We start from the raw sequence: 21,659 nt of genomic DNA on the forward strand, positions 1-21,659 counted from the left end.
CAAGACCTTTGGCCATACAAAACTCAGGAGACACCATGAAACGCCGCCACTTGCTGGTCACAGCTGCTTCAGCACTGCCACTTTTGCATGCGCCGCAAGCGCTTGCCCAGTCCGACAAGCCCATCAAACTCATCGTGGGGTTTCCGCCCGGTGGCTCGATTGACACCGTGGCCAGAACGATTGCCGAAAAAATGCGGGTCGATCTGAACCAGCCAGTGGTGATAGAGAACAAGACCGGAGCCGGTGGCCGTTTGGCCGCCGAATTGCTGAAAAACGCCCCGGCCGATGGCACCACCTTGATGATCACCCCTGTGGTGGTGCCGGTGCTGGCCCCCTTGGTGTTCAGCAAGTTGCCCTACAACCCCGTGACCGATTTCACGCCGGTGGGCCATGTGGTCAATTTCAACTTCGGGCTGGCGGTCAAGGGCGATTCGCCCATCAAGACCGTGCCCGAGTTCGTGGCCTGGCTCAAGGCCAATCCGCAAAAGGCCAGTTTTGGTTCGCCTGCAGCAGGCAGCTTGCCGCATTTCTTTGGCCTGCTGCTGGCCCGGGAGGCCAAAGTGGACATGGTGCATATTTCCTACAACGGCGGTGCACCTTTGCAAACGGCCGTGTTGGGCGACCAGGTGCCTGCAGGCATTGACGTGGTGTTTGAGTTTTTGCAGAACCACCGCGCTGGCAAGGCCCGCATCATTGCCACCTCGGGCCGCGCACGCGCCAAAGTCTTGCCCGATGTGCCCACATTTGCCGAGCAGGGTTTCCCCAACATCGTTGGGCAGGGCTGGTTCGGTTTGTATGCGCCGCCCAAAACCGCCAGCGCAGAGGTCGAGCGGGTCAACAAAGCGCTGAACAAAGCCTTGGCATCGCCCGATGTGATCGAGAAGTTCCTGTCGCTGGGTCTGGAAACCGGCGGTGGCAGCGCGGCCGACCTGGTCCGCATCATGGAAGCCGACACCAACCGTTGGGGCCCGATCGTCAAGGCTTCCGGCTTCAAAGCCGACTGAGCGCGAGGCCCGCATGAACCCAGAAAATGGCACCCCGCAAAGCGGGGAGGCTTACCTGTCTTCGGAATTTATTCGTGATGCCTGGTATGTGGCCGCTTGGGACCACGAAGTGGGCAGCAGCGGCGTGCTGGCCCGCACCTTGTTGGGCGAGCCGGTGGTGTTTTACCGCGACACGCAGGGCCAGGTGGTGGCGCTGGCCGACAAATGCCCGCACCGGGCGGCACCGCTGTCGCATGGCCGGGTCGAGGGCGACCACATCCGCTGCATGTACCACGGCATGCAGTTCAACCCGCAAGGCGCTTGCACTGACATCCCGGGCCAGTCGCAAATTCCCCCGTCTGCCTGTGTCAAGGCCTACAAGGTGGTTGAGCGCGACCGCTTCATCTGGATCTGGATGGGCGACCCGGCCCAGGCCGACCCTGCCCGGATTCTGGATTTCTTCTGGCATGCGCACCCTGAGTGGCGCATGAAGCCCGGGTACATCCACTACCAGGCGCATTACCAGCTGGTGGTAGACAACCTGCTGGATTTTTCGCACCTGTCCTATGTGCACCCCACCACGCTGGGCACCGTCTCCAATGCCCAAGTCCGGGCCCAGATCGACCGCTTGACGGACGACACAACCGGGCCGGGCCTGCGGATCACACGCTGGTACATCAACGACGAGATGTCCCCCAACCACAAGCGCGTGGCCTCATTTGAAGGTTTGGTGGACCGTTGGCAAATTTACGAATGGCACGCACCGGCTTTTTTGCGCATGGATGCTGGTTCTGCCCCCACGGGCACTGGCGCGCCGGAGGGCACCCGCGTGCCCGAAGCCTTGCAGTTTCGCCACACCTCTGTGCAAACGCCTGAGACCGTTGGCACCACGCATTACTTCTTTTGTCAGGCCCACCATTTCATGTTGGACAGGCCCGAGATCACCGAGGCCATTTTTCAGGACGTGGTCAAGGCCTTTGCCGAAGACCGCAGCATCATCGAAGCGCAGCAGCGCAACCTGAACTTGGACCCGCATTTCAAACCCGTGGCCACAGCCCACGACAGTGGCCTGAACCAAGCCCGTTTCATCATCAAACGCCGCTTGCAGCAAGAAGCTGCCATGGCGAGCCCAGCAACCACCCAGAAAATCAGCCCATGACACCCAGACTTCACAACAAGGTGGCCGTGGTCACCGGCGCCGCTTCGGGTTTTGGCGCCAGCATCGCCGAGCGTTTTGCCCAAGAGGGTGCCCGCGTGGTGGTGGTCGACCTGAACCTTGAAAAAGGGCAGGAAGTGGCCAACCGCATCGGTGGCCTTGCCTGCCGCTGCGATGTCTCCAGTAGTGTTGACATCGAACAACTGCTCCAGTTCACCCTCGCGCAATTTGGCCGCTTGGACATTGTGGTCAACAACGCGGGCACCACCCACCCCAACAAGCCTGCTGGTGAGGTGACCGAGGCCGAGTTCGACAGGCTCTACCAAGTGAACGTGAAGAGTTTGTTCCACATGAACCGCCTAGTGACGCCGATTTTTCGCCAGCAAGACGGTGGTGTTTTTGTGAATGTGGCTTCCACCACTGGCGTGCGCCCTGGCCCCGGGCTGTGCTGGTACAGCGCCAGCAAGGGCGCGGTCATCACAGCCAGCAAGGGGTTGGCGCTGGAGCTGGCCAAGGACCAAATCCGGGTCTGCGTGATCAACCCCATGATTGGCGAAACGCCTCTCATGGAGCAGTTCATGGGCATGCCCGACACACCTGAAAACCGGCAGAAATTCCTGGCGCGGATTCCGCTGGGCCGATTCACCCGGCCGCTGGATGTGGCCCATGCGGCGGTTTACCTGGCCAGCGATGAGGCGGCTTTCCTCACGGGGGTGTGTCTCGATGTGGACGGCGGACGCAACATCTGACTGCCACAATGGTGCCACCCCAGCGAGGCTCGTACCGTCAGGCCTGATTTGGCCTGTGCCGGGTTCACGATTCAGCATTTTGAAATTTGACGCTCTGATTGGACATTACCCATGACCTACCCCAACACCCAACTTTTCATCAACGGCCAATGGTGCGATGCCGAAGGCGGCCGCACCTTGCCCGTGTTCAACCCATCCAACGGCATCGAGATCGGCCGCTTGGCCCACGCAGGCATCCCCGATTTGGAGCGGGCCGCGCAAGCCGCCCAAAAGGGCTTCGAGTTGTGGCGTGACACGCCGGCCAATGAGCGCAGCGCCATCTTGCGCAAGGCCGCCGCTTTGATGCGTGAACGCGCCCCGCAAATCGCCGAACTCCTCACACAAGAACAAGGCAAGCCCCTGGCAGAAGCCAAGGTCGAGGCCATGTCGGCCGCCGACATCATCGAGTGGTTTGCCGAAGAAGGCCGCCGCGTGTATGGCCGCATCGTGCCGCCGCGCAACATCAACGTCCAGCAGCAAGTCCTCAAGCAACCGGTGGGCCCGGTGGCCGCGTTCACGCCCTGGAACTTCCCGATCAACCAAGCCGTGCGCAAGATGTCCGCCGCCTTGGCCACCGGCTGCTCCATCATCGTCAAAGCGCCGGAAGAAACGCCTGCCGCGCCCGCTGAGTTGATCCGCGCCTTCCAAGACGCTGGCGTGCCCGCTGGCGTCATCGGCCTGGTCTACGGCACGCCTGCCGAGATCTCGAACTACCTGATCGCGCACCCGCTGATCCGCAAGATCACCTTCACCGGCTCCACCCCCGTGGGCAAGCAACTGGCTGCGCTCGCCGGCCAGCACATGAAGCGCGTGACCATGGAGCTGGGCGGTCACGCCCCGGTCATCCTGGCCGAAGACGCCGACATCGCGCTGGCGCTGAAAACCGCCGGCGCTGCCAAGTTCCGCAACGCGGGCCAGGTCTGCATCGCGCCCACCCGCTTTTTGGTGCACCACAAAATTGCCGACGCCTTTGCGGAACAATTTGCCGCACAAGCTCAAGCCCTGAAAGTGGGCGATGGCCTGACCGCAGGCACCCAAATGGGCCCCTTGGCCAACGAGCGCCGTCTGGCGGCCATGCAGTCCATCGTGCAAGACGCCCGCGCCAAAGGTGCCAAGGTGCTCACCGGTGGTGAGCGCATCGGCACACAAGGCAACTTCTTTGCGCCCACGGTGCTGTCGCATGTGCCGCTGGACGCCGATGTGGTGGTCAATGAGCCCTTTGGCCCGATTGCCGCGATCCGCAGCTTCGAGAAGATCGAAGACGCCATCGCCGAAGCCAACCGCCTGCCCTTTGGCTTGGCAGGCTACGCCTTCACCAATTCCATGAAAACCCTGCACCAGCTCAGCCAACGCCTGGACGTGGGCATGCTGTGGGTCAACCAGCCCGCCGCGCCTTGGCCTGAGCTGCCGTTTGGCGGCGTGAAGGATTCAGGTTACGGCTCCGAAGGCGGCCCCGAGGCGCTGGAAGCCTACCTCAACACCAAGACGGTGTCGATCTTCAACGTCTGAAGGGCGTGGCCTTGATGCGCATCCTGCTCACGGGCTTTGAACCCTTTGGCGGGCAAAGCATCAACCCTTCTTGGGAAGTGGCCCGCACCCTGCAGGGTGCGGTGATCGCCGGGGCGCAGGTCACGGCGGTGCAGCTGCCTTGTGTGTTTGCGCAGGCGCTGCCTGCATTGCAGCTGGCCTTGGCGCAGCAGCGCCCCGACATCGTGCTGGCGCTGGGCCAGGCCGAGGGGCGCTGCGATTTCTCGGTCGAGCGCGTGGCCATCAATGTGCAGGACGCCCGCATCCCCGACAACGCGGGGGCGCAGCCGATCGATGTGCCGGTGATTGACGGTGGCCCTGTGGCCTATTTCAGCACCTTGCCCATCAAGTCGTTGGTGGCTGGGTTGAAGGCCGCTGGCTTTGCGGCCTCGGTGTCGCAAACGGCGGGCACCTTTGTCTGCAACCAAGTGTTTTATGCCCTGCAGCACACGCTGGCAGGGCGAGGGGTGCACAGCGGCTTCATGCACTTGCCACTGCTGCCCGAGCAAGCTGCGCAATGGCCCGGACCGACTTTGCCCAGTTGGCCGGTTTCTGTGCAGGTGGCGGGCGTGCAGCAGGCCTTGGCTTTGTTGGTGGCGCACCGTCAGCATGGGCTGAGCGACTTGGCCATCAGTGGCGGCTCGCTGAACTGAATCGCAACACGTTTGCCACGGCAAGGGCTTCAGGGGTGTTTGCTGTGAGCGCGCAGGCATCGCGCCAGATACCTTCAAACGGGTAAGCCGATACCGTGGTTTGGGCGTGCCAACGCACAGACTGGGGCCGTTCTTTTCCGGATGATGAAACTCTTGCGAAACAACAGGAGCACCCATGAACAAACAAACCATTTGCCGATGCGTGATCGCCAGTGTTCTCAGTGTCACTGCGGCAGCTTGGGCACAGACGTCGGTCGGCTTGGGCCGCGTGGACTACAAGGAAAACTGCGCCAGCTGCCACGGCGTCTCAGGCAAGGGTGATGGCCCGGTGCACTCGTTTTTGGTCAAGCCCCCTTCTGACCTGACTCGGGTTGCGCAGCGCCACGGCGGCAAGTTTCCGCAGGAGCTGATGTGGGAGGTGATCGACGGTCGTTGGTCGGGCGACGTCGGGCCTCACGGCTCGCGCGAGATGCCCGTGTGGGGCAACGAGTTCAAAGCCCGTGCCATGACCCAGCCCAGCGACTCGCCCCGCACCGCCGAGTGGTCGGCGCGCAACCGCATCGTCTCTTTGCTCATGTACCTGGAGACGATTCAACAGCCCTGAATGCCGAGGCCGTGAACCCCGGCTCCATGCGCTGGCGAGCGCGGGCAGCCACGCCCGTGTCGGCAAAAGCCCAGGCCAGCGACGCGCCCATGCCCTGCAAGGCGGTGCGCACAGCAGCTTGTTCCAGCGCGCAGCTGCGTTCGCGCCCCAGCATCTCCAGCGCCCAATCGGGCAGCATTTGAAACGCGGCCCGCACAATCAGGCTGACCAAGGGCCGGTCCAAGGGGGCGCACGGGTAGTTTTCGATCAGGGCAATCGTCTCTCGCGTGCGTTCGTCCATCCTCAGCTCGGACCGAAAGTCTTGCAGCTGCGTCAGAGCTTGGTGGCGCGTCAGGGGCAGGTCGTGCGCGCCCAAACGCTTGCCGATTTGCGCCATTTCGGCAAAGTACAGGTCTTGCCTGTCCGTGCGCAAAGGCTGCAGCGACAGGTCTTGGTAGGCCCGTAAAAAACTGGTCGTCTCGCCCAGGTGAACCCAGCGGATCAGTTCCGGGTCGTTGGCCACGTAGGGCGTGCCATCGGGCAGCGTGCCACGAATGTGTGCATGGATGCGGTTGACCCGCTCGATGGTCTGCAAAGCAGCCGCCGTGCCGCCATAGGTGGTGGTGGCCACAAACAAGGCGGTGCGCCCCAGCCGCGCCTGCAGCTGGGTGCGAAAGCTGGAGTGGTCCCACACGGCAGCCAATGCCCTGGGGTGCAAGGCCTGCAGCATCAGCGACGACAAGCCCCCGGTCATCATGGCCACAAAGTGGGCGTGTACCTGCCAGGCGGCCGAGTCGGGGCCGAACAGACCCGGGTCACCCGCAGGCTGCAAAAAGTCCTGCGCATCGCCCGTCGCCCCGGTCATGGTCCGCACACGCTGGCCCAGCTGGGTTTTCAGGCTGGCCGAGAGCTGCTCGGACAGTGGGCTCAGGACAGGGCAGTCCCAAGCGCTCAGGTTCGGCAAAAAACGGAATGGGCTGAACATGGTTTGGACAAATGCTGGACAAATTGCAGTTTGGGTCATTGCCCTGCTGGGTGCACGGGGCGGGGCAAAAGCCGTGAAATGCCTTGGGTTTTACGCCAATAACCCGGCATACTGTGGGCTTATTTGTGGGCCGAGGCGTTTGTCCCCCGCGCCATGACCGAACATGCACGACTAATTTGGAGACCCCTATGGCCTGGCTGGACTTTTTGAAAAATGGCAACGAACTGAGTGAACTGTTGATCGAGGGCAACAACCCTTACGGTGCGCAGTTGCTCAAGCAAGCCGATGTGGACCAGATGCGCGACCACATCCAGCCTGAAGAGCGGGTCTTGGCTTATGTGCTGGGTCGCGTGGTGCTGGCCGGTCGCGGTCTGTGGTTGTTGACCGATCAGAACCTGCTGATTTCAGAAAACGACAGCGGCACTTTGGTGCACCATTTCGCCTTGAAAGACATCACCCAAGCCGAGTGCGTCAAAGGCAAATACGGTTACACCCTGCGTGTGACGGCAGCGGGCCAGCAGCGCAGCGTGTACGGCGCATCGTTCCATTTGGCGGCGGTGTTTTACCGCGCCCTGGGCCAAAAAGCAGCCTGCAGCCCGGTCTACAAACCCACGGCACTGGATGCTGACGATGTTGCCGAGGTGGTTCACCACTTCTCGGACGCCGCGCTGCGCTTGCAACCCGTGGCCTTGGTGAACGCCGATGCCCGCGCCTTGATCGCCCAGCTGGCACAAGACGCCGCCAAGCAAGGCTGGCTGCAGCCCAGCGAAGTCCGCGCGGCCGAAGCCGTTCACTGACCCTCAAGTACGTTGTGCTTTGTGGGAGCTCGCTCCTGTGAGCGAAGGCTCTCAGGGCTTGCTGGCTTCGACCCGTTGGAGGTCAAAGCCCAGTTTGGCCAGTTTGCTCAGCAAAGCCTGGTAGGTCGCGGCAGGCATCTGCGGTGTGCGCGACAAAATCCACAAGTACTCACGCTTGGGCTCACTCACCACCACCCACTGGTAGTCCGGGTCCAGGTCGATGATCCAGTAATCCCCCCAGACCAGGGGGATGAACGACAGCCATTCAGGGGCAAAGCGCACTTTGAGCTGAGGTGAAGTTGCCCCGCCGATTTGCCGGGCCGCGCCCAAGGCCTCACTCCATTCACCCTTGTCGGTTTTGCAGCGGTTGAGCACCTGCACTTGGCCATTGGGTTGCAGCGTGTAGGTGGCCTGCGTGCTGCTGGCGCATTTTTTCTGGAACCAGTTGGGGTATTTGGCGATCTCGTGCCAAGTGCCCATGTAGCGCGGCACGTCGACCGATGGGACCGTTTGCAGCGGTGCCAGTTCGGCCTGCGCCGCCCCCGTGGCCGTCGCCCAAACCAACAGGCCAGAAGCCACACATTGTTTGGCGGTGTTCAGCAGGCGATGAGCCCGAATGGATGCAGTGGTCATGGTGTGTCGGTCTCACAAAAAAGAAAGGGGCAGTACCCATGTCAAGCATGACACAGGCACAGCCCCAGTCTGTCTGTTACACCACGATGGGGCTGAGCGCGCCGTCCATGCTCATGCAAATGCCGGTGATGTAGCTCGCTTTGGACGAGGCCAGAAACACCACGGCGTTGGCGATTTCCTCGGGTTCGGCCATGCGGCCCAGTGGAATTTTGGCCACGGCTTGTGCCATCGCTTCTTCAGTGTCGATGCCCTTCAGACGTGCATCGGCCGCCATGCCTTCTTGCAGGCGGTCCGTCAAAGTCAGTCCGGGGTTCACCGCATTCACGCGGATACCTTGAGGTCCGTAAGCGGCGGCCATGCCAGCGCTCACCAGCATCAAGGCCGCGTTGGCCGCGCCGCCGGGCAGGTGGATCGGGCTGGCCACTTTGCCGCCGTTGCCCACCACGTTCACCACCGTGCCTTGGCCACGCTGGGCCATGCGCTGGATGGTGGGCGTGAGCATGTGGATGGTGGTGAAGTATTTGGCTTGCATGGCATCGGCAAAAGCTTCGGGTGTCAGCTCGGGTGCGGGCGTGCGCTTGGCTGCCCCTGCCGAGTTGACCAAAACATCGACCGGACCGAATGCAGCTTCTGCCGAATTCAGCGCCGTCAGGGCGTCGCCTGCATCGCGCAAATTGGCTGACACGGTGTGGATGCGGTTGGCTGCAAAACGGGCCTGCAGTTTTTGCAGCGCATTGGTCAAATTGGCCGTGTCACGCGACACCAGCGTGACCTTGGCCCCTTCCTCCAAAAAAGCTTGGGCGCAGGCCAGGCCAATGCCTTTGCTGCCGCCGGTGATCAAAACATGCTTGTCGCTTAAGTGCAGGTCCATGGCGTTCTCTTCTGCTGAAATGATGAAATTGAAGCGCCTGATTTAACCACTCTTCACAAAAATTTTCCTCATGAATACCAAAACCTCTGCTTTGCGCTCGCGTTTGAACCAACCGGGCTTGGTGGTCGCCCCCGGTGTGTTCGACATGGTGTCTTTGCGACTGGCCGACAGCTTTGGTTTTGATGCGCTGTACATGACGGGCTACGGCACCGTGGCCTCCCATATGGGCTTGCCCGATGCGGGCTTGGCGACCTACAGCGACATGGTCGGCCGCGTGACAGCCATGGCGGGCATGGCCCGCACGCCCCTGATTGCCGATGCCGACACCGGCTACGGCGGCTTGCTCAACATGCGCCACACCATCCGGGGCTATGAAGCCGCAGGCGCTTGCGCCATCCAACTTGAAGACCAAGAGTTCCCCAAAAAATGCGGCCACACGCCGGGCCGCCGCGTCATCCCCATGGCCGACATGGTGCGCAAGATCCAGGTGGCCGTCGACTCACGCGAATCCAAAGACTTTTTGATCATCGCCCGCACCGACGCCCGCACCACGCTGGGCCTCGATGAAGCACTGCGCCGGGCCGAGGCCTATGCCAAAGCGGGGGCGGACATTTTGTTTGTCGAGTCGCCCGAGTCCGAAGAGGAGATGCGCCGCATCGGCCAAAGCTTTGACGTGCCGCTGGTGGCCAACATGGTCGAGAAAGGCCGCACACCGGTGCTGACGAAGCCCGAGCTGGAAGCGCTGGGTTACAAGATCGCCATCTTTCCAGTGACCGCCTTGCTGGCAGGTGTACAGGCCATGACACAGGTGTACCAACAGTTCAAGGACACCGGCTCGTCGGCCAAGGGCAACACGCCTTTGTACGACTTCGCCGACCTGACCCGCCTCATGGGTTTTGAAGACGTGTGGGCTTTTGAAAAGCGCTACGCCGAAACCGATTGATTCCCCCTGAAACCTCTAGGAGACAACGATGCAAAAGAAGATCACAACACCCCGACGCCAATGGCTCAAAGCCGTACTGAGCATGGGCCTGATGGCCGCTGCCTGTGGCGGTCTGGCCCTGAGCGCCAGCACAGCCGCCGCGCAAGCAGCCTACCCCGCCAAACCCATTCGCTTGGTGGTGCCCTTTGCGACCGGCGGCGTGACCGACACCAGCGGCCGCCTGATCGCTGAGCAGCTGTCCAAACGCTTGGGCCAGCAGGTCATCGTGGACAACAAACCCGGTGCCTCGGGCAACATCGGCACACAAATGGTGGCCTCGGCCGAGCCCGATGGTTACACCTTGCTCTTAGGCTTTGACGGCACGATGGTGATCAACCCCCATGTGTTTCCCAAAGTGGGTTTTGACACCGCCAAGGACTTCGCGCCCATCGGCAAGATCGGCGATGCGATTTTGATTTTGGTGTCACACCCCGGCGTGCCCGCCAAGACACTGCAGCAAGTGATCGCCTTGTCCAAAACACAGTCGGGTGGTTTGTCGTATGGCACTTCCGGCACGGGCGGCACGCCGCACATCGCGGGTGAATTGCTCAAGCAGCGCACGGGTTCCAACCTGACGCACATCCCCTACAAAGGCGGCGGTCAGGCCATGATCGATGTGATGGGCGGCTCCATCCCGCTGGTCTACACCGCCGTGGCCAGTGCCATTCAGCACGTCAAGTCGGGCAAGGTACACGCGGTGGCGGTGTCGAGCGCGCAGCGCGCACCGTCCATGCCCGATGTGCCCACCTTCATCGAATCGGGCGTGGCCGATTTCGACATCAACTCCTGGGTGGGCTTGCTGGCCCCAGCCAAAACGCCTCGGGCGATTGTGGACAAACTCAACACCGAGCTGAATGTGGTCTTGAACGACCCCGCTGTGCGCGAACGCCTGAACACCTTGGGGATCACGGCCAGCCCGGGGGGCCCTGAGAAGTTTGGTCGCGACATGGCGCGTGACCTGTCGCGTTACGCGGCGGTGGTCAAGTCGGCCAACATCAAGGCCGAGTGATTCAAGCCCGCAGCCCTTTGACCAGGGGCTGCGCCAGTCGTTCGCCTTCTTGCACCCAAAAGGCCGGGTCTGCGCTGCGGATGCGGGTGATGGCGTTGCCCATGTGCGTGGCGGCTGCTTGCCTGGCCGCAGCAGCATCACCGGCTTTGACGGCTTGCAAGATGGCCTGGTGCTCGGTTTGCACTTCGGCTGCAAAGTCCATGCGGCGGGCTTCATTGGCGCGGGTCACTTGTGTGGCCCCGTGCAAAAACTGACCCAGGTACTCCAGCGTCTGGATCAGGAAAGGGTTGCACGTGGCGTCGGCAATGGCCCGGTGAAACTTCACGTCTTCGGCCACACCGTCACCGCCCGACTGGACGGCAGCATCAAGGGCCTGGACGGCTTGCTCGATCTTGCGAATATCGCTTGCGTTGCGTCGTTCTGCCGCCAGTGCGGCCACTTCGGCTTCGAGTGCGCGGCGCACCTCGACCATCTGGATCACGGCCTCTTGCGAGGCGGCATGCCGTGCCTCGAAGTTGAGCGGGGCAAAGGGCAATTGCGGGTTCACAAACACCCCGCTGCCTTGGCGCGAGTCGACCAGACCCAAAGACTTGAGCCTGGAGACGGCTTCGCGCACCACGGTGCGGCTCACTTCGAACTGCTCGACCAGGCGCGCCTCCGTGGGCAGTTTGTCGCCGGGCAAGAGACGGCCTTGTTTGATCTCGTTGGCCAGTTGCTCGGCCACCTGGTCAGACAGGCGAGCGCCGCTGGACACGGGGGTGAAATGCTGGATCATGAAGTTGTCATACAAAAGACGGATCTTGAGCATAGCCTGAGATGGTTTTTCATGCTGTCAACCCGGTGCACGGTGACACGCTGAGTCAAAAATCCTTGCGGCGTTAAAATTACGGATAGGTAAATTAATTTATCTATAGTAAATTACTGACTGTCGCACCGAAAGGTGTTTTCTCATGGCCGGAGACCACGCATGGGTGCCTACATCAACCCGATCTATCCCTACAAGTCGCCTGCCGACTTGATGTCCACACCGCCGCAGCGCAGACCTCTGATCGTCATTGGCGCAGGGCCTGTGGGCCTAGCGGCTGCCATTGATGCCCGCTTGCAGGGTTTGGACGTGTTGGTGCTGGACGACGACAAGACCGTGTCGGTCGGATCGCGGGCGGTTTGTTATGCCAAGCGCTCTCTCGAAATTCTGGACCGTTTGGGAATCGCAGAACAAGCCTGTGACATGGGCGTGAGTTGGAACATTGGCCGCACCTTCTTAGAAGAAGACGAGGTCTACCAGTTCAACCTGGTGCCGGATGCGGGCCACAAACGCCCCGGCATGATCAACCTGCAGCAGTACCACGTCGAGGAAATGCTGATTGCCCGCGCGCTGGAACTGGGCGCCGACATCCGCTGGCAGCACAAAGTCACTGCCGTCACGCCGCATGACGCACACGCCACGCTGACGGTGGAAACGCCCGACGGCACGTTTGACATTGAGGCAGACTGGCTGGTGGTGGCCGATGGCGCACGCAGCCCGATCCGCCGCCATCTGGGGCTGGACATCGAAGGCCGCGTCTTCCAAGACCGCTTCTTGATCGCCGACGTGATCATGAAAGCCGACTACCCCGCAGAGCGCTGGTTCTGGTTTGATCCGCCGTTTCACCCCAACCAGAGCGTGTTGCTGCACAAGCAAAGCAACAACGTCTGGCGCATCGATTTTCAGCTGGGCTGGGATGCCGACCCCGAAGAAGAAAAGAAGCCCGAAAAAGTCATCCCGCGCCTGAAAGCCATGCTGGGCGATGAACGCCCGTTTGAGCTGGAGTGGGTCAGCATCTACACCTTCCAATGCCGCCGCATGACCGATTTCCGTCACGGTCACGTGCTGTTTGTGGGCGACGCGGCGCACCAGGTCTCTCCCTTTGGCGCACGCGGGGCCAACTCGGGTTTTCAGGATGCGGACGATTTGATGTGGAAACTGGGCTTGGTCATCCAAGGCCAAGCCAGCGACAAGTTGCTCGACACCTACGCGCACGACCGCCAGTTTGCGGCCGACGAGAACATCATGAACTCGACGCGTTCGACCGACTTCATCACGCCCAAGAGCCGCACCAGCAAGACCTTCCGCAACCAGGTGCTGGCGCTGGCCAAGCACCACCCCTTTGCGCGCAAGCTGGTCAACTCGGGCCGCCTGTCCATGCCGTCGTTCTTGACAGATTCGGTGCTCAACACGCCAGACGCCGACACATTTGCAGGCCAGATGGTGCCCGGCGCACCGATGGACGACGCACCTGTGCAAGTGAACGGCCAAGACGCCTGGCTGCTCGACCAGGTGGGCAAAGGCTTTCAGGCCATGCTGTTTGTAGACGCATCGCCCTCATCAGATGTCTTGGCAAAACTCGCGTCCTGTGTGAGCGTGCCCTTGCGCTCGAATGCCCAGCCTGTCCAAGTGACACCCCTCATCGTTTCATCCAGCCCCTTGGACATTCCCGGCGTGAAAGTGATCGTTGACACCCAAGGCCTGGTGGCCAAACGCTACGACGCCACACCCGGCACCACTTACCTGTTGCGCCCCGACCAGCATGTGGTCGCCCGCTGGCGTCAGCTGGACAGTGCCAAGCTGCAAGCCGCATGCGCCCGCGCCCTGGGCCACAACATGGGCGCCAACATTGGCCAAGCCTGAACCGCACAAGGACTGACATGCACACCGCCCTGAAAACAGACCCCAACTTCCATGAACCCGGTCGCCGGTTCTTTCGTGACTTCTCACCCGGTGACGAGTTCTATGAACACCTGATCGAGGCCCACAACGGCCTGAGCGATGAACAAAGCGAAGCGCTCAACGCCCGCCTGATCCTGCTGCTGGCCAACCACATTGGGGATTTGAAAGTGCTGCGCGAAGCGCTGCAGGCGGCACGGGAAAGCGCTTGACGGGCCAAGGCATGTGCCCTCCACCGGCCCTCTCACTCGAAACACGCGTGAAAGCATAAAACCCCCGATGTGTAAGACTTTATATACACATGCGGGTGTAAGTTTTTGTTGCGGTGGTTTAGTATGACGACTTGAGGTCAGGCGAACCGCCCATCCAGACGGCCCTGATCGTTCTCATCAGGAGACTGTCGTGAACATCACTATTTATCTGTTCCTTTTGTTTGGCGCTGTATTTGGTCTTTCAACGTTCTCTTACCGGCACATCTTCAGCGAGGGGCCACAAAAGATCGAGACGACCGAAGCTGGATCAACGCTGGGTAGTCGAGTGTTGTGGGCCCTGGTCTGCACTTTCTTGTGGCCCATCATGGTTCTCACCGGCCTCAACTCAGTCCGAATCATGGCCAAGCGAAAACGCCAAGCCATGGCTGCCAACCGCTGAAACACATGGCGTTCTGTCGGGTTTGTTGATCGGCATTCATCAGAAGTCTTCAGACAGCATTTCTGTCCATACAGGCTGCGAATGACGGCTCTTGGGAAGGCACATGTTGGACTGCGCATCGCCGACAAGCGCAGTTGACACGCAGCAGCCGCTCAAGAAACGCTTCACAGCTTTCTCAAGCGGCCACTTCAGTTTTGACCCAGTCAGGGACTGCAACGCTCGCCAAGTTTTTTCAAAATCATTCGATGGTGATTTTGCGTTCTTTGACCACACGACCCCACAGGTTGATTTGTTGTTCAATGAATGCACTGGCTTGTTCGGGGGAGCTTTTTTGCAGCTCGCCGCCCAGTTGTGCCACACGAGCTTTGACCTCAGGCGCATCTAAAGCCTGTTGAAACGCAGCGGCCAGTTTTTTCATCACAGGCTCTGGTGTGTTGGCCGGGGCAAATACCGCATTCCATTCGTAAATTTCTGTGCCTTTCAGGCCAGATTCACTCAGCGTGGGCACATCGGGCAAGATGGGTGAACGCTTGCCCGAAGTCACGGCCAAGGCTTTCAATTTGCCAGATTGAACGTGCTGCAAAGTGGAGGCCAGGTTGCCAAAGAAAAGTGGCACTTGTCCGCCGATCACGTCGTTGAGTGCGGGGCCACCGCCTTTGTAGGGGACATGAATCATGTCTACTTTGGCAGCGGATTCAAACAACGCGCCCGCCAAATGCTGTGCCGAGCCATTGCCCGACGATGCATAGGACACGGCATCCTTGGCTTTACGTGCAGCGGCCGTGAGTTCTGCCATGTTCTTCGCCGGGAAATTGGCGTTGACCAAGACCACATTCGGGAACAAGGCCACCACGCCTATGGGCTGAAAAGCCTTCAGGCTGTCATAAGGCAGCTTGGGATAGAGCGAAGGGTTGACGGAAAAGGATGAGGCATCCAGCATCAAGGTGTAGCCATCCGGGTTGGCTTTGGCAACAGCGGCGGCACCAATTTGCCCGCCTGCGCCTGGCCTGTTTTCGACCACGATCGTTTGGCCCAGTGCCTCACCCATTTTGGGTGCAATCAGTCTGGCCATCGCATCTGCGCCACCGCCTGGCGGGTAAGTCACGACCAGAGTGATCGGTTTGCTGGGGTAGGCCGTTTGTGCAAAACCAGATGTCACGGTCCCGCACAATGCAGAAGTGACAAGCGCCATCCAGCCAACGGATTTGAGTCGAGAAATACGATTCATGAAATATCTCCTGTGAGTTGTTATTGCACCTGTGCGGTGTACTTGAAAGAAAACGCGTCGCCGCGAGTGGTGCGAAGTTCGACGCAGCGACCCGCCATATCAAAAGCCTGACGCTCAACCAGAACGCAGGGGTGTGATGCAGCAAGTTTGAGACGCTTGGCTTGTCTGGCATTGAGTTGTGAAAAGCTCAGACTGTCTTGTGTTTTTTGAATCACAACCCCGCAGCGTTGCTGGTACATGGGGTACAGCAAGTCATCCCATGCATCGGTGTCGGAGTCGGCCAAAGCGCCAAAAAGTGGCAGTGGCAAAACGATGGTTTCGAGCAAGCAGGGTTCAGCTCCCAGGCTTCGAAGGCGTTCGATTTGAAGAACTTGGGCACCCTTGGCCATGCCCATTGCCTGAATTTCTTGAAGGCTGGCACTGCGCAATCGACTGCCCAAAATATGGGAGTGAGGGGTCATGCTGGCCGCATCGTCAGTGCCGCGAAATCTAAAGAATCGCATCATGGAGGCACCATCGACCCCCTTGGTCACAAATGTGCCCTTGCCATGTCGACGTTGCAACACGCCATCTTGAACCAGCAGTGACAGCGCTTGCCGGATGGTGCCCAGGGCCACACCATAGCTTTGCGCCAAAGCGGATTCGGCAGGGATGACCTCACCCGGAACCCATTCACCCTGCAGAATTCGATCTCGCAAAGCAGTGGCCAAATTGCCGTATCGACTTTGTCCGAGCAAATGGTTTTTTATGAGTGTTGTCATGAATTGATTCTAGACATCTAGAGGACTAGAATTTACACCATGGATTTAAGCATGTCAAAAAATTGGATCGATACCCATTTCCATGTCTTCAACGCAGGGCTTGCCGTTGAAGGTGCTCGATACGTGCCGCAATACAGCGCTCAGCTGACCGATTGGATGAAACAAGCCCAAAATGTGGGTGTGACACGCGGAGTTTGGGTTCAACCGAGCTTTTTAGGAACAGACAACAGTCTGATGACCGCTGCCCTGGGGTCTCACCCGGACACGTTGCGTGGCATCGCCGTGGTCAGCCCAGAGGCTTGCATCGAACATTTACAGACCCTGCACCAATCCGGGGTCCGCGGCATCCGTTTGAATTTGTCGGGCATGTCTCATGACATCCCAGAGTGGACGCGCTCTGACCACATCTGGGCAACCCTCCATCGATTGAATTGGCACCTCGAAGTCCATACAGATCAAGGCAAACTGCCACAGGTTCTCCATCAGATCCCTTCTGACGTGTCGCTGGTCGTGGACCATATGGCCAAGCCAGGGGAAGCCAGTGCCACTGACCCGACTTTGCTGGCACTGAAAAAGCGGGCCAGAGTTGCACCGGTCTACGTGAAGTTGAGTGGCGCTTATCGGTTGGGAGGCATTGACCCTCGACGTTTGGCTACTCTTTTGCTCAAAGAAATGGGTCCCAGCGCATTGCTGTGGGGAAGTGACTGGCCCTGCACCAACCATGAGCAATTTGCTGATTTTGAGAGACTCATCGCCCAAGCGCATGAATGGATCGATGCCCAAGCCTTGGAGCAGGTCATGGTTCTCAACCCAACGCAACTGTATGGCTTTGATGGTTTGATCTCGCAAAAGCTGCGGGATACAGGACGTTAGACATCCCCAGACCCGCCAAGCGCCTGCTTGCGACGAAACTGGATCACCTGCGATCCCTTGAACGCCGATCGGCAATGCTCTTGATACCCAGCCTTCTGAGCCACTCGAATGGATGCCGCGTTCTCTGGGTTGATGATGCATGCCGTCGTCTTGGCGCCAAACTTTTCATCCATCCATGCAAGTGCCGCGTTCACCGCCTCAGTGGCGATGCCGCGCCCATGTGTTTCGGTTGAGAACACCCAACCGCCCTCCGGCAGGCCATCCAGGGAAGGACTGATGTCTCTCGCCCAGTTCGCAAAGCCGACATCGCCGATGAGCTGAGCACTGTCCTTCCACTGCACGGCCCAGTAGCCAAAGCCAAGCAACGCCCAGTGCCCTCTGTAGCGAAGCAGCCGTGCCCAGCACTCCTCACGCGTCGAAGGATTCCCGCTGATGAATCGAGCGACTGCGGGCTCTCCCCACATGGCAACCAATGCAGGAAAGTCATCGAGACGATGAGCACGCAAGATCAGTCGCTCGGTTTCAATAAGGGGTGCGCCCATGCTCTTTGGTTTCAATGGCTACAGTTCAGGTGCTGAATCTAACACTGGCCTTGAGGTGCCGAGAGTAGCGCCTCACCCCTCACCCAAGCGGATGCCCCATGGCGTGCTGCCAGACCCGTGAGGCCGGTTCGATGACTTCGGGACCCTGAACAGCCTAACAGTTCACTTGGCCTTTGCCCCAGCATCTGACTTAAGCGCCTTCGCCAGCAGCGGTGCCAAGGCGACCACATTGCTCGGGTGCGCGATGCTGTCGGTGCTCCAGAACGCCCCCACACCGGCTTGGTGAATCAGCTCTAGCGCATCGCCTGCCAGCAGGGCGTGGGTGACCGCCACATCCACGCTGGCGGCACCTGCGGCCAGTGCCAGTGCGGCGGCGGTGGCAAGGGTGTGGCCGCTGCTGGCCACATCGTCCAGAATCACCACCGCCTTGCCAACCAGATCGCAGATGGGCAGTGCGATATCCACACTGCGGTCGCCATGACGCAGCTTGGTACACACCGCGTGTTGAAAGCCGTGCGCTGCAGCGGCTTGCGTGATCCATTGCGCGGATTCACGGTCTGGCCCCAGCAAAAAAGCCCCGGGGCGGTGCTGTGCAATCCAGTGGCCCAGCAAGGGCGCGGCGCTCAGCGCGATGGCCTGATGTGCGGGTACGGCTTGTGCCAAGCTGCTCACTCGGTGCAGGTGCGGGTCTACGGTGATGACCTCGTCGAAGAGCGTGGCCAACCATGCCCCCACGATGCGTTGGCTCACGGCCTGGCCGGGGGCGAAGGCTTTGTCTTGCCGCATGTAGGCCAAGTAGGGTGCGACCAGGCACAGGTGCACGGCACCCAGCTGGCGGGCGGTGGGTGCGATCAGCAGCAGCTCGGTCAATTTCTCATTCGGCTGGTGCAGGCTGCGCAGCAGCACCACACGCGGGGGCAAGTGCGACGGCAGTGTCAGCTGCATTTCGCCGTCGGGAAAGCAGTGACGCTCCACCCGGTGCGGCAAGAGGCCAGAGGCTTCGGCCAGGCGCAAGGCGGCAGGGGTTTCGTCTTCAAAGTAGAGCAATGCGCCGTGTTCAGACATCCACACACCTGCTTTAGAACTCGACAAACACATGGGGCACTTCATGGGCCTGACCGAGGGTGTAGCCGCTGGCTTTGCCGCACAGCTGCGCGGCAAATTCCAGATCACTCGGGTAGGCCGCGTGCACGCGGTACAGCGGCTCGCCTTGCTGGATGCTGTCACCCAGTTTGCGCAGCAGATCCACGCCGGCGCTTTGCACTTTAGGGGCACCGGCCATGCGGGCGATGCGGGCGATCTGCAGGTTATCGATGCCGGTCACCACACCGTCACGGGGGGCGAACACCTCGAGCGTGAGCGCTCCCAAGGGCGGATGGTTGTGGTCAAAAGGGTGCGCGCCTTGTGCGGCGATGATGGCTTGCATGCGGCTCAGCGCCCTGCCAGAGTCGAGGATGTCGCGCGCGATGGCAAAACCGTCGCCGCCGCGCACATCGGGGTCGGCTTCGATCAGTCGGCCCGCCAAGCGCAGCGATTTTTGGCGCAAGTCATTGGGCGCACGAGGGTCGTTTTCCAGCACACGCATCACGTCACGAGCTTCGAGCATCGGGCCCACGCCTTGGCCGATGGGCTGGCGTCCATCGGTGATGACGACCTCCAGCGACAAGTGCATGCGCGTGGCCACGTATTCAAACAACCGGCGCAGGCGCTGCGCCTCGGGCATGGAGCGCACCTTGGCCGTGGGGCCAATCGGGATGTCGAGCACCAGGTGGGTGGAGCCCGCTGCGATTTTTTTGGACAAGATGGAGGCCACCATCTGCGCGGGCGAATCCAGCGACAGAGGCCGCTCGACCGCGATCAGCACGTCGTCGGCCGGTGACAAATCGGCCGTGCTGCCCCAAGCCAGACAACCTCGGTGCGTGCGCACGATCTCGGAGAGTTTTTCAAAGGGCAACTCCACATTGGCCAACACTTCCATGGTGTCGGCCGTGCCTGCAGGTGAGGTGATGGCGCGCGATGAAGTCTTGGGGCACAGGATGCCGTAGGCCGCCAGAATGGGCATGACCAGCATCGAGGTGCGGTTGCCGGGGATGCCGCCGATGCAGTGCTTGTCGACCACCAGCGGCTCACGCCAATCCAGGCGGCGTCCAGCAGGGGGTCTCCTCGTTTTCAGTGCAATAAGTGACGGTACGAAAAGCTAGCACTGGCGCGGAGGTGGTGTTGGTAGATCGTTGATTTCATTGACTTTCCTGTTCACTTTCAAATCTGCGATTCGTGGCGTCAAACCGTGGTCGGTTTCATCCATTGGTGCCAGTTATCGATGCATTTGGCCGCGAAGGCAGGATTTGGTCAGCATAGCGGTCAACCGGGAAGCGAAACACACCCCGCAAGTTGATGCTCTCCAGCCTGGTGGGCGCAATCTTCCCGATCAGTTCCGGTGGACTACGAAAAATGCTAGGATTCAAAACTTCAGCTCAAGTGTTTGGAGAAGCGTTGCACTAACCGGTTGAGCCTATCTTGTTTATTTGTCGGATGAGTTATCGTCAGCCTACTCAAGTCCAGCATCAGAATTTGTTTGAAACATAACAAAAAATCTGGATCACTTAGCGGCAAAATAAATTAAAAAAAACAGGCTGAATAAAAATCGCAGGAGACAAAATGTCAGATAACGACGTCCATTCCATTCAAAAGAGACAACTGGGTTTTGCGGCGTATATTCCAGATCGCCACACATTCAGCAACAGCATTACAGCTTACTTGTTTTGTATCACGGGCCCTCTAGCCATTCTTATAGCGTCTGGGCAAGCCGGCGGCCTAACAGAAAGCGACCTGTCGTCATGGATCTTCGGTGGTTACGGGACGGCGGGTCTCATTACGTTGTGGATTTGCTGGCGTTTTCGCCAACCTTTAGTCATTGCTTGGACGATCCCCGGTGCTTTATTGATACCTGCTGCCTTAGATCATCTAACCTTCGCACAAGTCATAGGTGCCTACTGGGTTACGGGTATTGTCATTGCAATACTTGGTTGGAGCGGGTTGATAGGCAAAGTCATGCGATCAATACCTATGCCTATTGTGATGGGTATGGTAGCTGGCGTCTTTTTACCCTTGGGCATTCGGGTTGTAACTTCATTTACTGATAGCGTCGTTCTGGCAAGCGCCACACTTTTTGTTTTTCTTCTTTTTACAATAGTCCGCTCATTAGGCAAATATATTCCGCCCATTTTGGCCGCCATCATCGCGGGTGGAGTAACCGCCTGGTTCATTGGCGCCATGACTCCCATTCCTGAAACGACGCAGATCTTCGCTCGCCCTACCTTTTACGTTCCTGAATTTTCCATTCAGGCTGTGATCGAACTTGTTATTCCCTTAATGGTGACGGTCTTAGGAATACAGAATGCTCAGGGTATCGCCATTCTAAAAAATGCAGATTTCGATGCACCTGTAAAAGCTATTACGACGACAACGGGCTGGGGCTCGATTTTGCTAGCGCTTACGGGCTCTGTACCCGCTTGTCTCACTGGGCCAGTAAACGGCATTATCGTTTCCAGTGGTGATCATTCAAAACACTGGATCGGCGCCATGATCGTAGGTTTTCTAATGATAGGGTTTGCGCTGCTGGCTCCTTTTGCCACCGCCGTTGCGTTAGCGCTACCGTTATCGTTAATTGGTCTAATCGGTGGCCTGGCGATGATGCGCGTGCTGCAAACCATATTTCAAGCAGCCTTTAAGGGGGAATGCCCATTGGGTGCGCTAGTCGCCTTTGTGGTGTCGGTTGCAGGCATTCCTATTTTCAATATTGGTGCACCATTCTGGGGGTTGGTTTTCGCATTTATCACCTCATGGTTGCTTGAAAGGGACAGCCTAAGGCGTCTTATGGATCAAAATAGTAATTAATAGATGCAGCACTTATTGATTCGGCCCTCAAATAGA

The 21,659-nt window shown here is 59.6% G+C and carries 23 protein-coding genes; 14 read left to right on the forward strand and 9 right to left on the reverse strand.

Going from position 1 to position 21,659, the window contains the following annotated elements; all coding sequences use genetic code 11:
* Positions 1-35: 35 nt before the first annotated feature.
* The 6 genes from ACZ5SR_RS02035 (at position 36) to ACZ5SR_RS02060 (ending at position 5,711) form a co-directional block, all read left to right on the forward strand.
* Positions 36-1,004, forward strand: coding sequence for a Bug family tripartite tricarboxylate transporter substrate binding protein (locus ACZ5SR_RS02035; protein ID WP_464449926.1), 969 nt, complete (start codon positions 36-38; stop codon positions 1,002-1,004).
* Between the two features lie 13 nt (positions 1,005-1,017).
* Positions 1,018-2,142 (forward strand): aromatic ring-hydroxylating dioxygenase subunit alpha, encoded by a 1,125-nt coding sequence (locus tag ACZ5SR_RS02040; RefSeq protein WP_464449927.1) that lies wholly within the window; start codon positions 1,018-1,020, stop codon positions 2,140-2,142.
* Complete coding sequence (locus ACZ5SR_RS02045) at positions 2,139-2,888, forward strand: glucose 1-dehydrogenase (RefSeq protein ID WP_464449928.1); 750 nt, start codon at positions 2,139-2,141, stop codon at positions 2,886-2,888. Before ACZ5SR_RS02040 ends, ACZ5SR_RS02045 begins: the two co-directional genes overlap by 4 nt.
* A gap of 111 nt (positions 2,889-2,999) precedes the next feature.
* Positions 3,000-4,436 (forward strand): NAD-dependent succinate-semialdehyde dehydrogenase, encoded by a 1,437-nt coding sequence (locus tag ACZ5SR_RS02050; RefSeq protein ID WP_464449929.1) that lies wholly within the window; start codon positions 3,000-3,002, stop codon positions 4,434-4,436.
* 14 nt (positions 4,437-4,450) lie between these two features.
* Positions 4,451-5,107 carry a pyroglutamyl-peptidase I gene (pcp, locus tag ACZ5SR_RS02055; protein ID WP_464449930.1) on the forward strand — a complete coding sequence of 219 codons (657 nt, stop codon included), beginning with the start codon at positions 4,451-4,453 and terminating at the stop codon, positions 5,105-5,107.
* A gap of 175 nt (positions 5,108-5,282) precedes the next feature.
* A complete protein-coding gene (locus ACZ5SR_RS02060; protein ID WP_464449931.1) occupies positions 5,283-5,711 on the forward strand; it encodes a c-type cytochrome in 429 nt (142 codons plus the stop codon).
* On the opposite strand, the gene ACZ5SR_RS02065 is transcribed toward ACZ5SR_RS02060, so the two are convergent.
* Positions 5,680-6,675 (reverse strand): oxygenase MpaB family protein, encoded by a 996-nt coding sequence (locus ACZ5SR_RS02065; RefSeq protein WP_464449932.1) that lies wholly within the window; start codon positions 6,673-6,675, stop codon positions 5,680-5,682. The two genes, ACZ5SR_RS02060 and ACZ5SR_RS02065, sit on opposite strands and share 32 nt — an antisense overlap.
* A gap of 188 nt (positions 6,676-6,863) precedes the next feature.
* Between ACZ5SR_RS02065 and ACZ5SR_RS02070 the strand changes: the two genes are divergently transcribed.
* Entirely contained in the window at positions 6,864-7,472 is a 609-nt protein-coding gene (locus tag ACZ5SR_RS02070; protein WP_464449933.1) for a hypothetical protein, read from the forward strand.
* Positions 7,473-7,523: 51 nt separating this feature from the next.
* Here ACZ5SR_RS02070 and ACZ5SR_RS02075 read toward each other — a convergent pair whose 3' ends face one another.
* Together ACZ5SR_RS02075 and ACZ5SR_RS02080 are read right to left on the reverse strand one after the other, a co-directional pair.
* Positions 7,524-8,105 carry a lipocalin family protein gene (locus tag ACZ5SR_RS02075; RefSeq protein WP_464449934.1) on the reverse strand — a complete coding sequence of 194 codons (582 nt, stop codon included), beginning with the start codon at positions 8,103-8,105 and terminating at the stop codon, positions 7,524-7,526.
* Between the two features lie 76 nt (positions 8,106-8,181).
* Positions 8,182-8,976, reverse strand: a complete 795-nt coding sequence (locus tag ACZ5SR_RS02080; protein WP_464449935.1) for an SDR family oxidoreductase — start codon at positions 8,974-8,976, stop codon at positions 8,182-8,184.
* Positions 8,977-9,046: 70 nt separating this feature from the next.
* Here ACZ5SR_RS02080 and ACZ5SR_RS02085 point away from each other — a divergent pair, with 70 nt between their 5' ends.
* Both ACZ5SR_RS02085 and ACZ5SR_RS02090 read left to right on the forward strand, forming a co-directional pair.
* Positions 9,047-9,919, forward strand: a complete 873-nt coding sequence (locus ACZ5SR_RS02085) for an isocitrate lyase/PEP mutase family protein (RefSeq protein ID WP_464449936.1) — start codon at positions 9,047-9,049, stop codon at positions 9,917-9,919.
* A 28-nt stretch (positions 9,920-9,947) separates the two neighbouring features.
* Complete coding sequence (locus tag ACZ5SR_RS02090; protein ID WP_464449937.1) at positions 9,948-10,967, forward strand: Bug family tripartite tricarboxylate transporter substrate binding protein; 1,020 nt, start codon at positions 9,948-9,950, stop codon at positions 10,965-10,967.
* 1 nt (position 10,968) lies between these two features.
* Here ACZ5SR_RS02090 and ACZ5SR_RS02095 read toward each other — a convergent pair whose 3' ends face one another.
* Positions 10,969-11,742 carry a FadR/GntR family transcriptional regulator gene (locus ACZ5SR_RS02095; RefSeq protein ID WP_464449938.1) on the reverse strand — a complete coding sequence of 258 codons (774 nt, stop codon included), beginning with the start codon at positions 11,740-11,742 and terminating at the stop codon, positions 10,969-10,971.
* Positions 11,743-11,934: 192 nt separating this feature from the next.
* On the opposite strand from ACZ5SR_RS02095, the gene ACZ5SR_RS02100 reads away from it, so the two are divergent.
* The 3 genes from ACZ5SR_RS02100 to ACZ5SR_RS02110 all read left to right on the forward strand — a co-directional run bounded on the left by ACZ5SR_RS02100 (position 11,935) and on the right by ACZ5SR_RS02110 (position 14,322).
* The gene (locus ACZ5SR_RS02100; RefSeq protein WP_464449939.1) at positions 11,935-13,635 is read left to right on the forward strand and encodes an FAD-dependent oxidoreductase; all 1,701 of its coding nucleotides are present in this window, start codon (positions 11,935-11,937) and stop codon (positions 13,633-13,635) included.
* A 17-nt stretch (positions 13,636-13,652) separates the two neighbouring features.
* Positions 13,653-13,883, forward strand: a complete 231-nt coding sequence (locus tag ACZ5SR_RS02105) for a DUF2783 domain-containing protein (protein ID WP_464449940.1) — start codon at positions 13,653-13,655, stop codon at positions 13,881-13,883.
* Positions 13,884-14,073: 190 nt separating this feature from the next.
* Positions 14,074-14,322, forward strand: a complete 249-nt coding sequence (locus ACZ5SR_RS02110; protein ID WP_464449941.1) for a hypothetical protein — start codon at positions 14,074-14,076, stop codon at positions 14,320-14,322.
* Between the two features lie 238 nt (positions 14,323-14,560).
* Here ACZ5SR_RS02110 and ACZ5SR_RS02115 read toward each other — a convergent pair whose 3' ends face one another.
* Together ACZ5SR_RS02115 and ACZ5SR_RS02120 are read right to left on the reverse strand one after the other, a co-directional pair.
* Positions 14,561-15,550, reverse strand: a complete 990-nt coding sequence (locus ACZ5SR_RS02115) for a tripartite tricarboxylate transporter substrate binding protein (RefSeq protein ID WP_464449942.1) — start codon at positions 15,548-15,550, stop codon at positions 14,561-14,563.
* A gap of 20 nt (positions 15,551-15,570) precedes the next feature.
* Positions 15,571-16,311, reverse strand: coding sequence for a GntR family transcriptional regulator (locus tag ACZ5SR_RS02120; protein ID WP_464449943.1), 741 nt, complete (start codon positions 16,309-16,311; stop codon positions 15,571-15,573).
* Positions 16,312-16,350: 39 nt separating this feature from the next.
* Here ACZ5SR_RS02120 and ACZ5SR_RS02125 point away from each other — a divergent pair, with 39 nt between their 5' ends.
* Positions 16,351-17,184, forward strand: a complete 834-nt coding sequence (locus ACZ5SR_RS02125) for an amidohydrolase family protein (RefSeq protein ID WP_464449944.1) — start codon at positions 16,351-16,353, stop codon at positions 17,182-17,184.
* On the opposite strand, the gene ACZ5SR_RS02130 is transcribed toward ACZ5SR_RS02125, so the two are convergent.
* From ACZ5SR_RS02130 to ACZ5SR_RS02140, 3 genes are all read right to left on the reverse strand, one after another.
* Entirely contained in the window at positions 17,181-17,726 is a 546-nt protein-coding gene (locus ACZ5SR_RS02130; RefSeq protein WP_464449945.1) for a GNAT family N-acetyltransferase, read from the reverse strand. The genes ACZ5SR_RS02125 and ACZ5SR_RS02130 overlap by 4 nt on opposite strands.
* A gap of 162 nt (positions 17,727-17,888) precedes the next feature.
* Positions 17,889-18,791 (reverse strand): ribose-phosphate diphosphokinase, encoded by a 903-nt coding sequence (locus ACZ5SR_RS02135; protein WP_464449946.1) that lies wholly within the window; start codon positions 18,789-18,791, stop codon positions 17,889-17,891.
* Positions 18,792-18,804: 13 nt separating this feature from the next.
* The gene (locus ACZ5SR_RS02140; protein WP_464451000.1) at positions 18,805-19,905 is read right to left on the reverse strand and encodes a thymidine phosphorylase family protein; all 1,101 of its coding nucleotides are present in this window, start codon (positions 19,903-19,905) and stop codon (positions 18,805-18,807) included.
* Positions 19,906-20,384: 479 nt separating this feature from the next.
* On the opposite strand from ACZ5SR_RS02140, the gene ACZ5SR_RS02145 reads away from it, so the two are divergent.
* On the forward strand, positions 20,385-21,623 hold the full coding sequence (locus ACZ5SR_RS02145) for a benzoate/H(+) symporter BenE family transporter (protein ID WP_464449947.1): 1,239 nt from the start codon (positions 20,385-20,387) through the stop codon (positions 21,621-21,623).
* The last annotated feature ends 36 nt before the right edge of the window (positions 21,624-21,659 follow it).

The sequence above is a fragment of the Limnohabitans sp. TEGF002 genome (genome assembly GCF_055395845.1).

What these genes read in the sequence shown, in the direction of transcription:
- ACZ5SR_RS02035 (WP_464449926.1), top strand. Translation starts at nt 36, where the DNA reads ATGAAACGCCGCCACTTGCTGGTCACAGCTGCTTCAGCACTGCCACTT.
- ACZ5SR_RS02040 (WP_464449927.1), top strand. Translation starts at nt 1,018, where the DNA reads ATGAACCCAGAAAATGGCACCCCGCAAAGCGGGGAGGCTTACCTGTCT.
- ACZ5SR_RS02045 (WP_464449928.1), top strand. Translation starts at nt 2,139, where the DNA reads ATGACACCCAGACTTCACAACAAGGTGGCCGTGGTCACCGGCGCCGCT.
- ACZ5SR_RS02050 (WP_464449929.1), top strand. Translation starts at nt 3,000, where the DNA reads ATGACCTACCCCAACACCCAACTTTTCATCAACGGCCAATGGTGCGAT.
- pcp (WP_464449930.1), top strand. Translation starts at nt 4,451, where the DNA reads ATGCGCATCCTGCTCACGGGCTTTGAACCCTTTGGCGGGCAAAGCATC.
- ACZ5SR_RS02060 (WP_464449931.1), top strand. Translation starts at nt 5,283, where the DNA reads ATGAACAAACAAACCATTTGCCGATGCGTGATCGCCAGTGTTCTCAGT.
- ACZ5SR_RS02065 (WP_464449932.1), bottom strand. Translation starts at nt 6,675, where the DNA reads ATGTTCAGCCCATTCCGTTTTTTGCCGAACCTGAGCGCTTGGGACTGC.
- ACZ5SR_RS02070 (WP_464449933.1), top strand. Translation starts at nt 6,864, where the DNA reads ATGGCCTGGCTGGACTTTTTGAAAAATGGCAACGAACTGAGTGAACTG.
- ACZ5SR_RS02075 (WP_464449934.1), bottom strand. Translation starts at nt 8,105, where the DNA reads ATGACCACTGCATCCATTCGGGCTCATCGCCTGCTGAACACCGCCAAA.
- ACZ5SR_RS02080 (WP_464449935.1), bottom strand. Translation starts at nt 8,976, where the DNA reads ATGGACCTGCACTTAAGCGACAAGCATGTTTTGATCACCGGCGGCAGC.
- ACZ5SR_RS02085 (WP_464449936.1), top strand. Translation starts at nt 9,047, where the DNA reads ATGAATACCAAAACCTCTGCTTTGCGCTCGCGTTTGAACCAACCGGGC.
- ACZ5SR_RS02090 (WP_464449937.1), top strand. Translation starts at nt 9,948, where the DNA reads ATGCAAAAGAAGATCACAACACCCCGACGCCAATGGCTCAAAGCCGTA.
- ACZ5SR_RS02095 (WP_464449938.1), bottom strand. Translation starts at nt 11,742, where the DNA reads ATGATCCAGCATTTCACCCCCGTGTCCAGCGGCGCTCGCCTGTCTGAC.
- ACZ5SR_RS02100 (WP_464449939.1), top strand. Translation starts at nt 11,935, where the DNA reads ATGGGTGCCTACATCAACCCGATCTATCCCTACAAGTCGCCTGCCGAC.
- ACZ5SR_RS02105 (WP_464449940.1), top strand. Translation starts at nt 13,653, where the DNA reads ATGCACACCGCCCTGAAAACAGACCCCAACTTCCATGAACCCGGTCGC.
- ACZ5SR_RS02115 (WP_464449942.1), bottom strand. Translation starts at nt 15,550, where the DNA reads ATGAATCGTATTTCTCGACTCAAATCCGTTGGCTGGATGGCGCTTGTC.
- ACZ5SR_RS02120 (WP_464449943.1), bottom strand. Translation starts at nt 16,311, where the DNA reads ATGACAACACTCATAAAAAACCATTTGCTCGGACAAAGTCGATACGGC.
- ACZ5SR_RS02125 (WP_464449944.1), top strand. Translation starts at nt 16,351, where the DNA reads ATGGATTTAAGCATGTCAAAAAATTGGATCGATACCCATTTCCATGTC.
- ACZ5SR_RS02130 (WP_464449945.1), bottom strand. Translation starts at nt 17,726, where the DNA reads ATGGGCGCACCCCTTATTGAAACCGAGCGACTGATCTTGCGTGCTCAT.
- ACZ5SR_RS02135 (WP_464449946.1), bottom strand. Translation starts at nt 18,791, where the DNA reads ATGTCTGAACACGGCGCATTGCTCTACTTTGAAGACGAAACCCCTGCC.
- ACZ5SR_RS02145 (WP_464449947.1), top strand. Translation starts at nt 20,385, where the DNA reads ATGTCAGATAACGACGTCCATTCCATTCAAAAGAGACAACTGGGTTTT.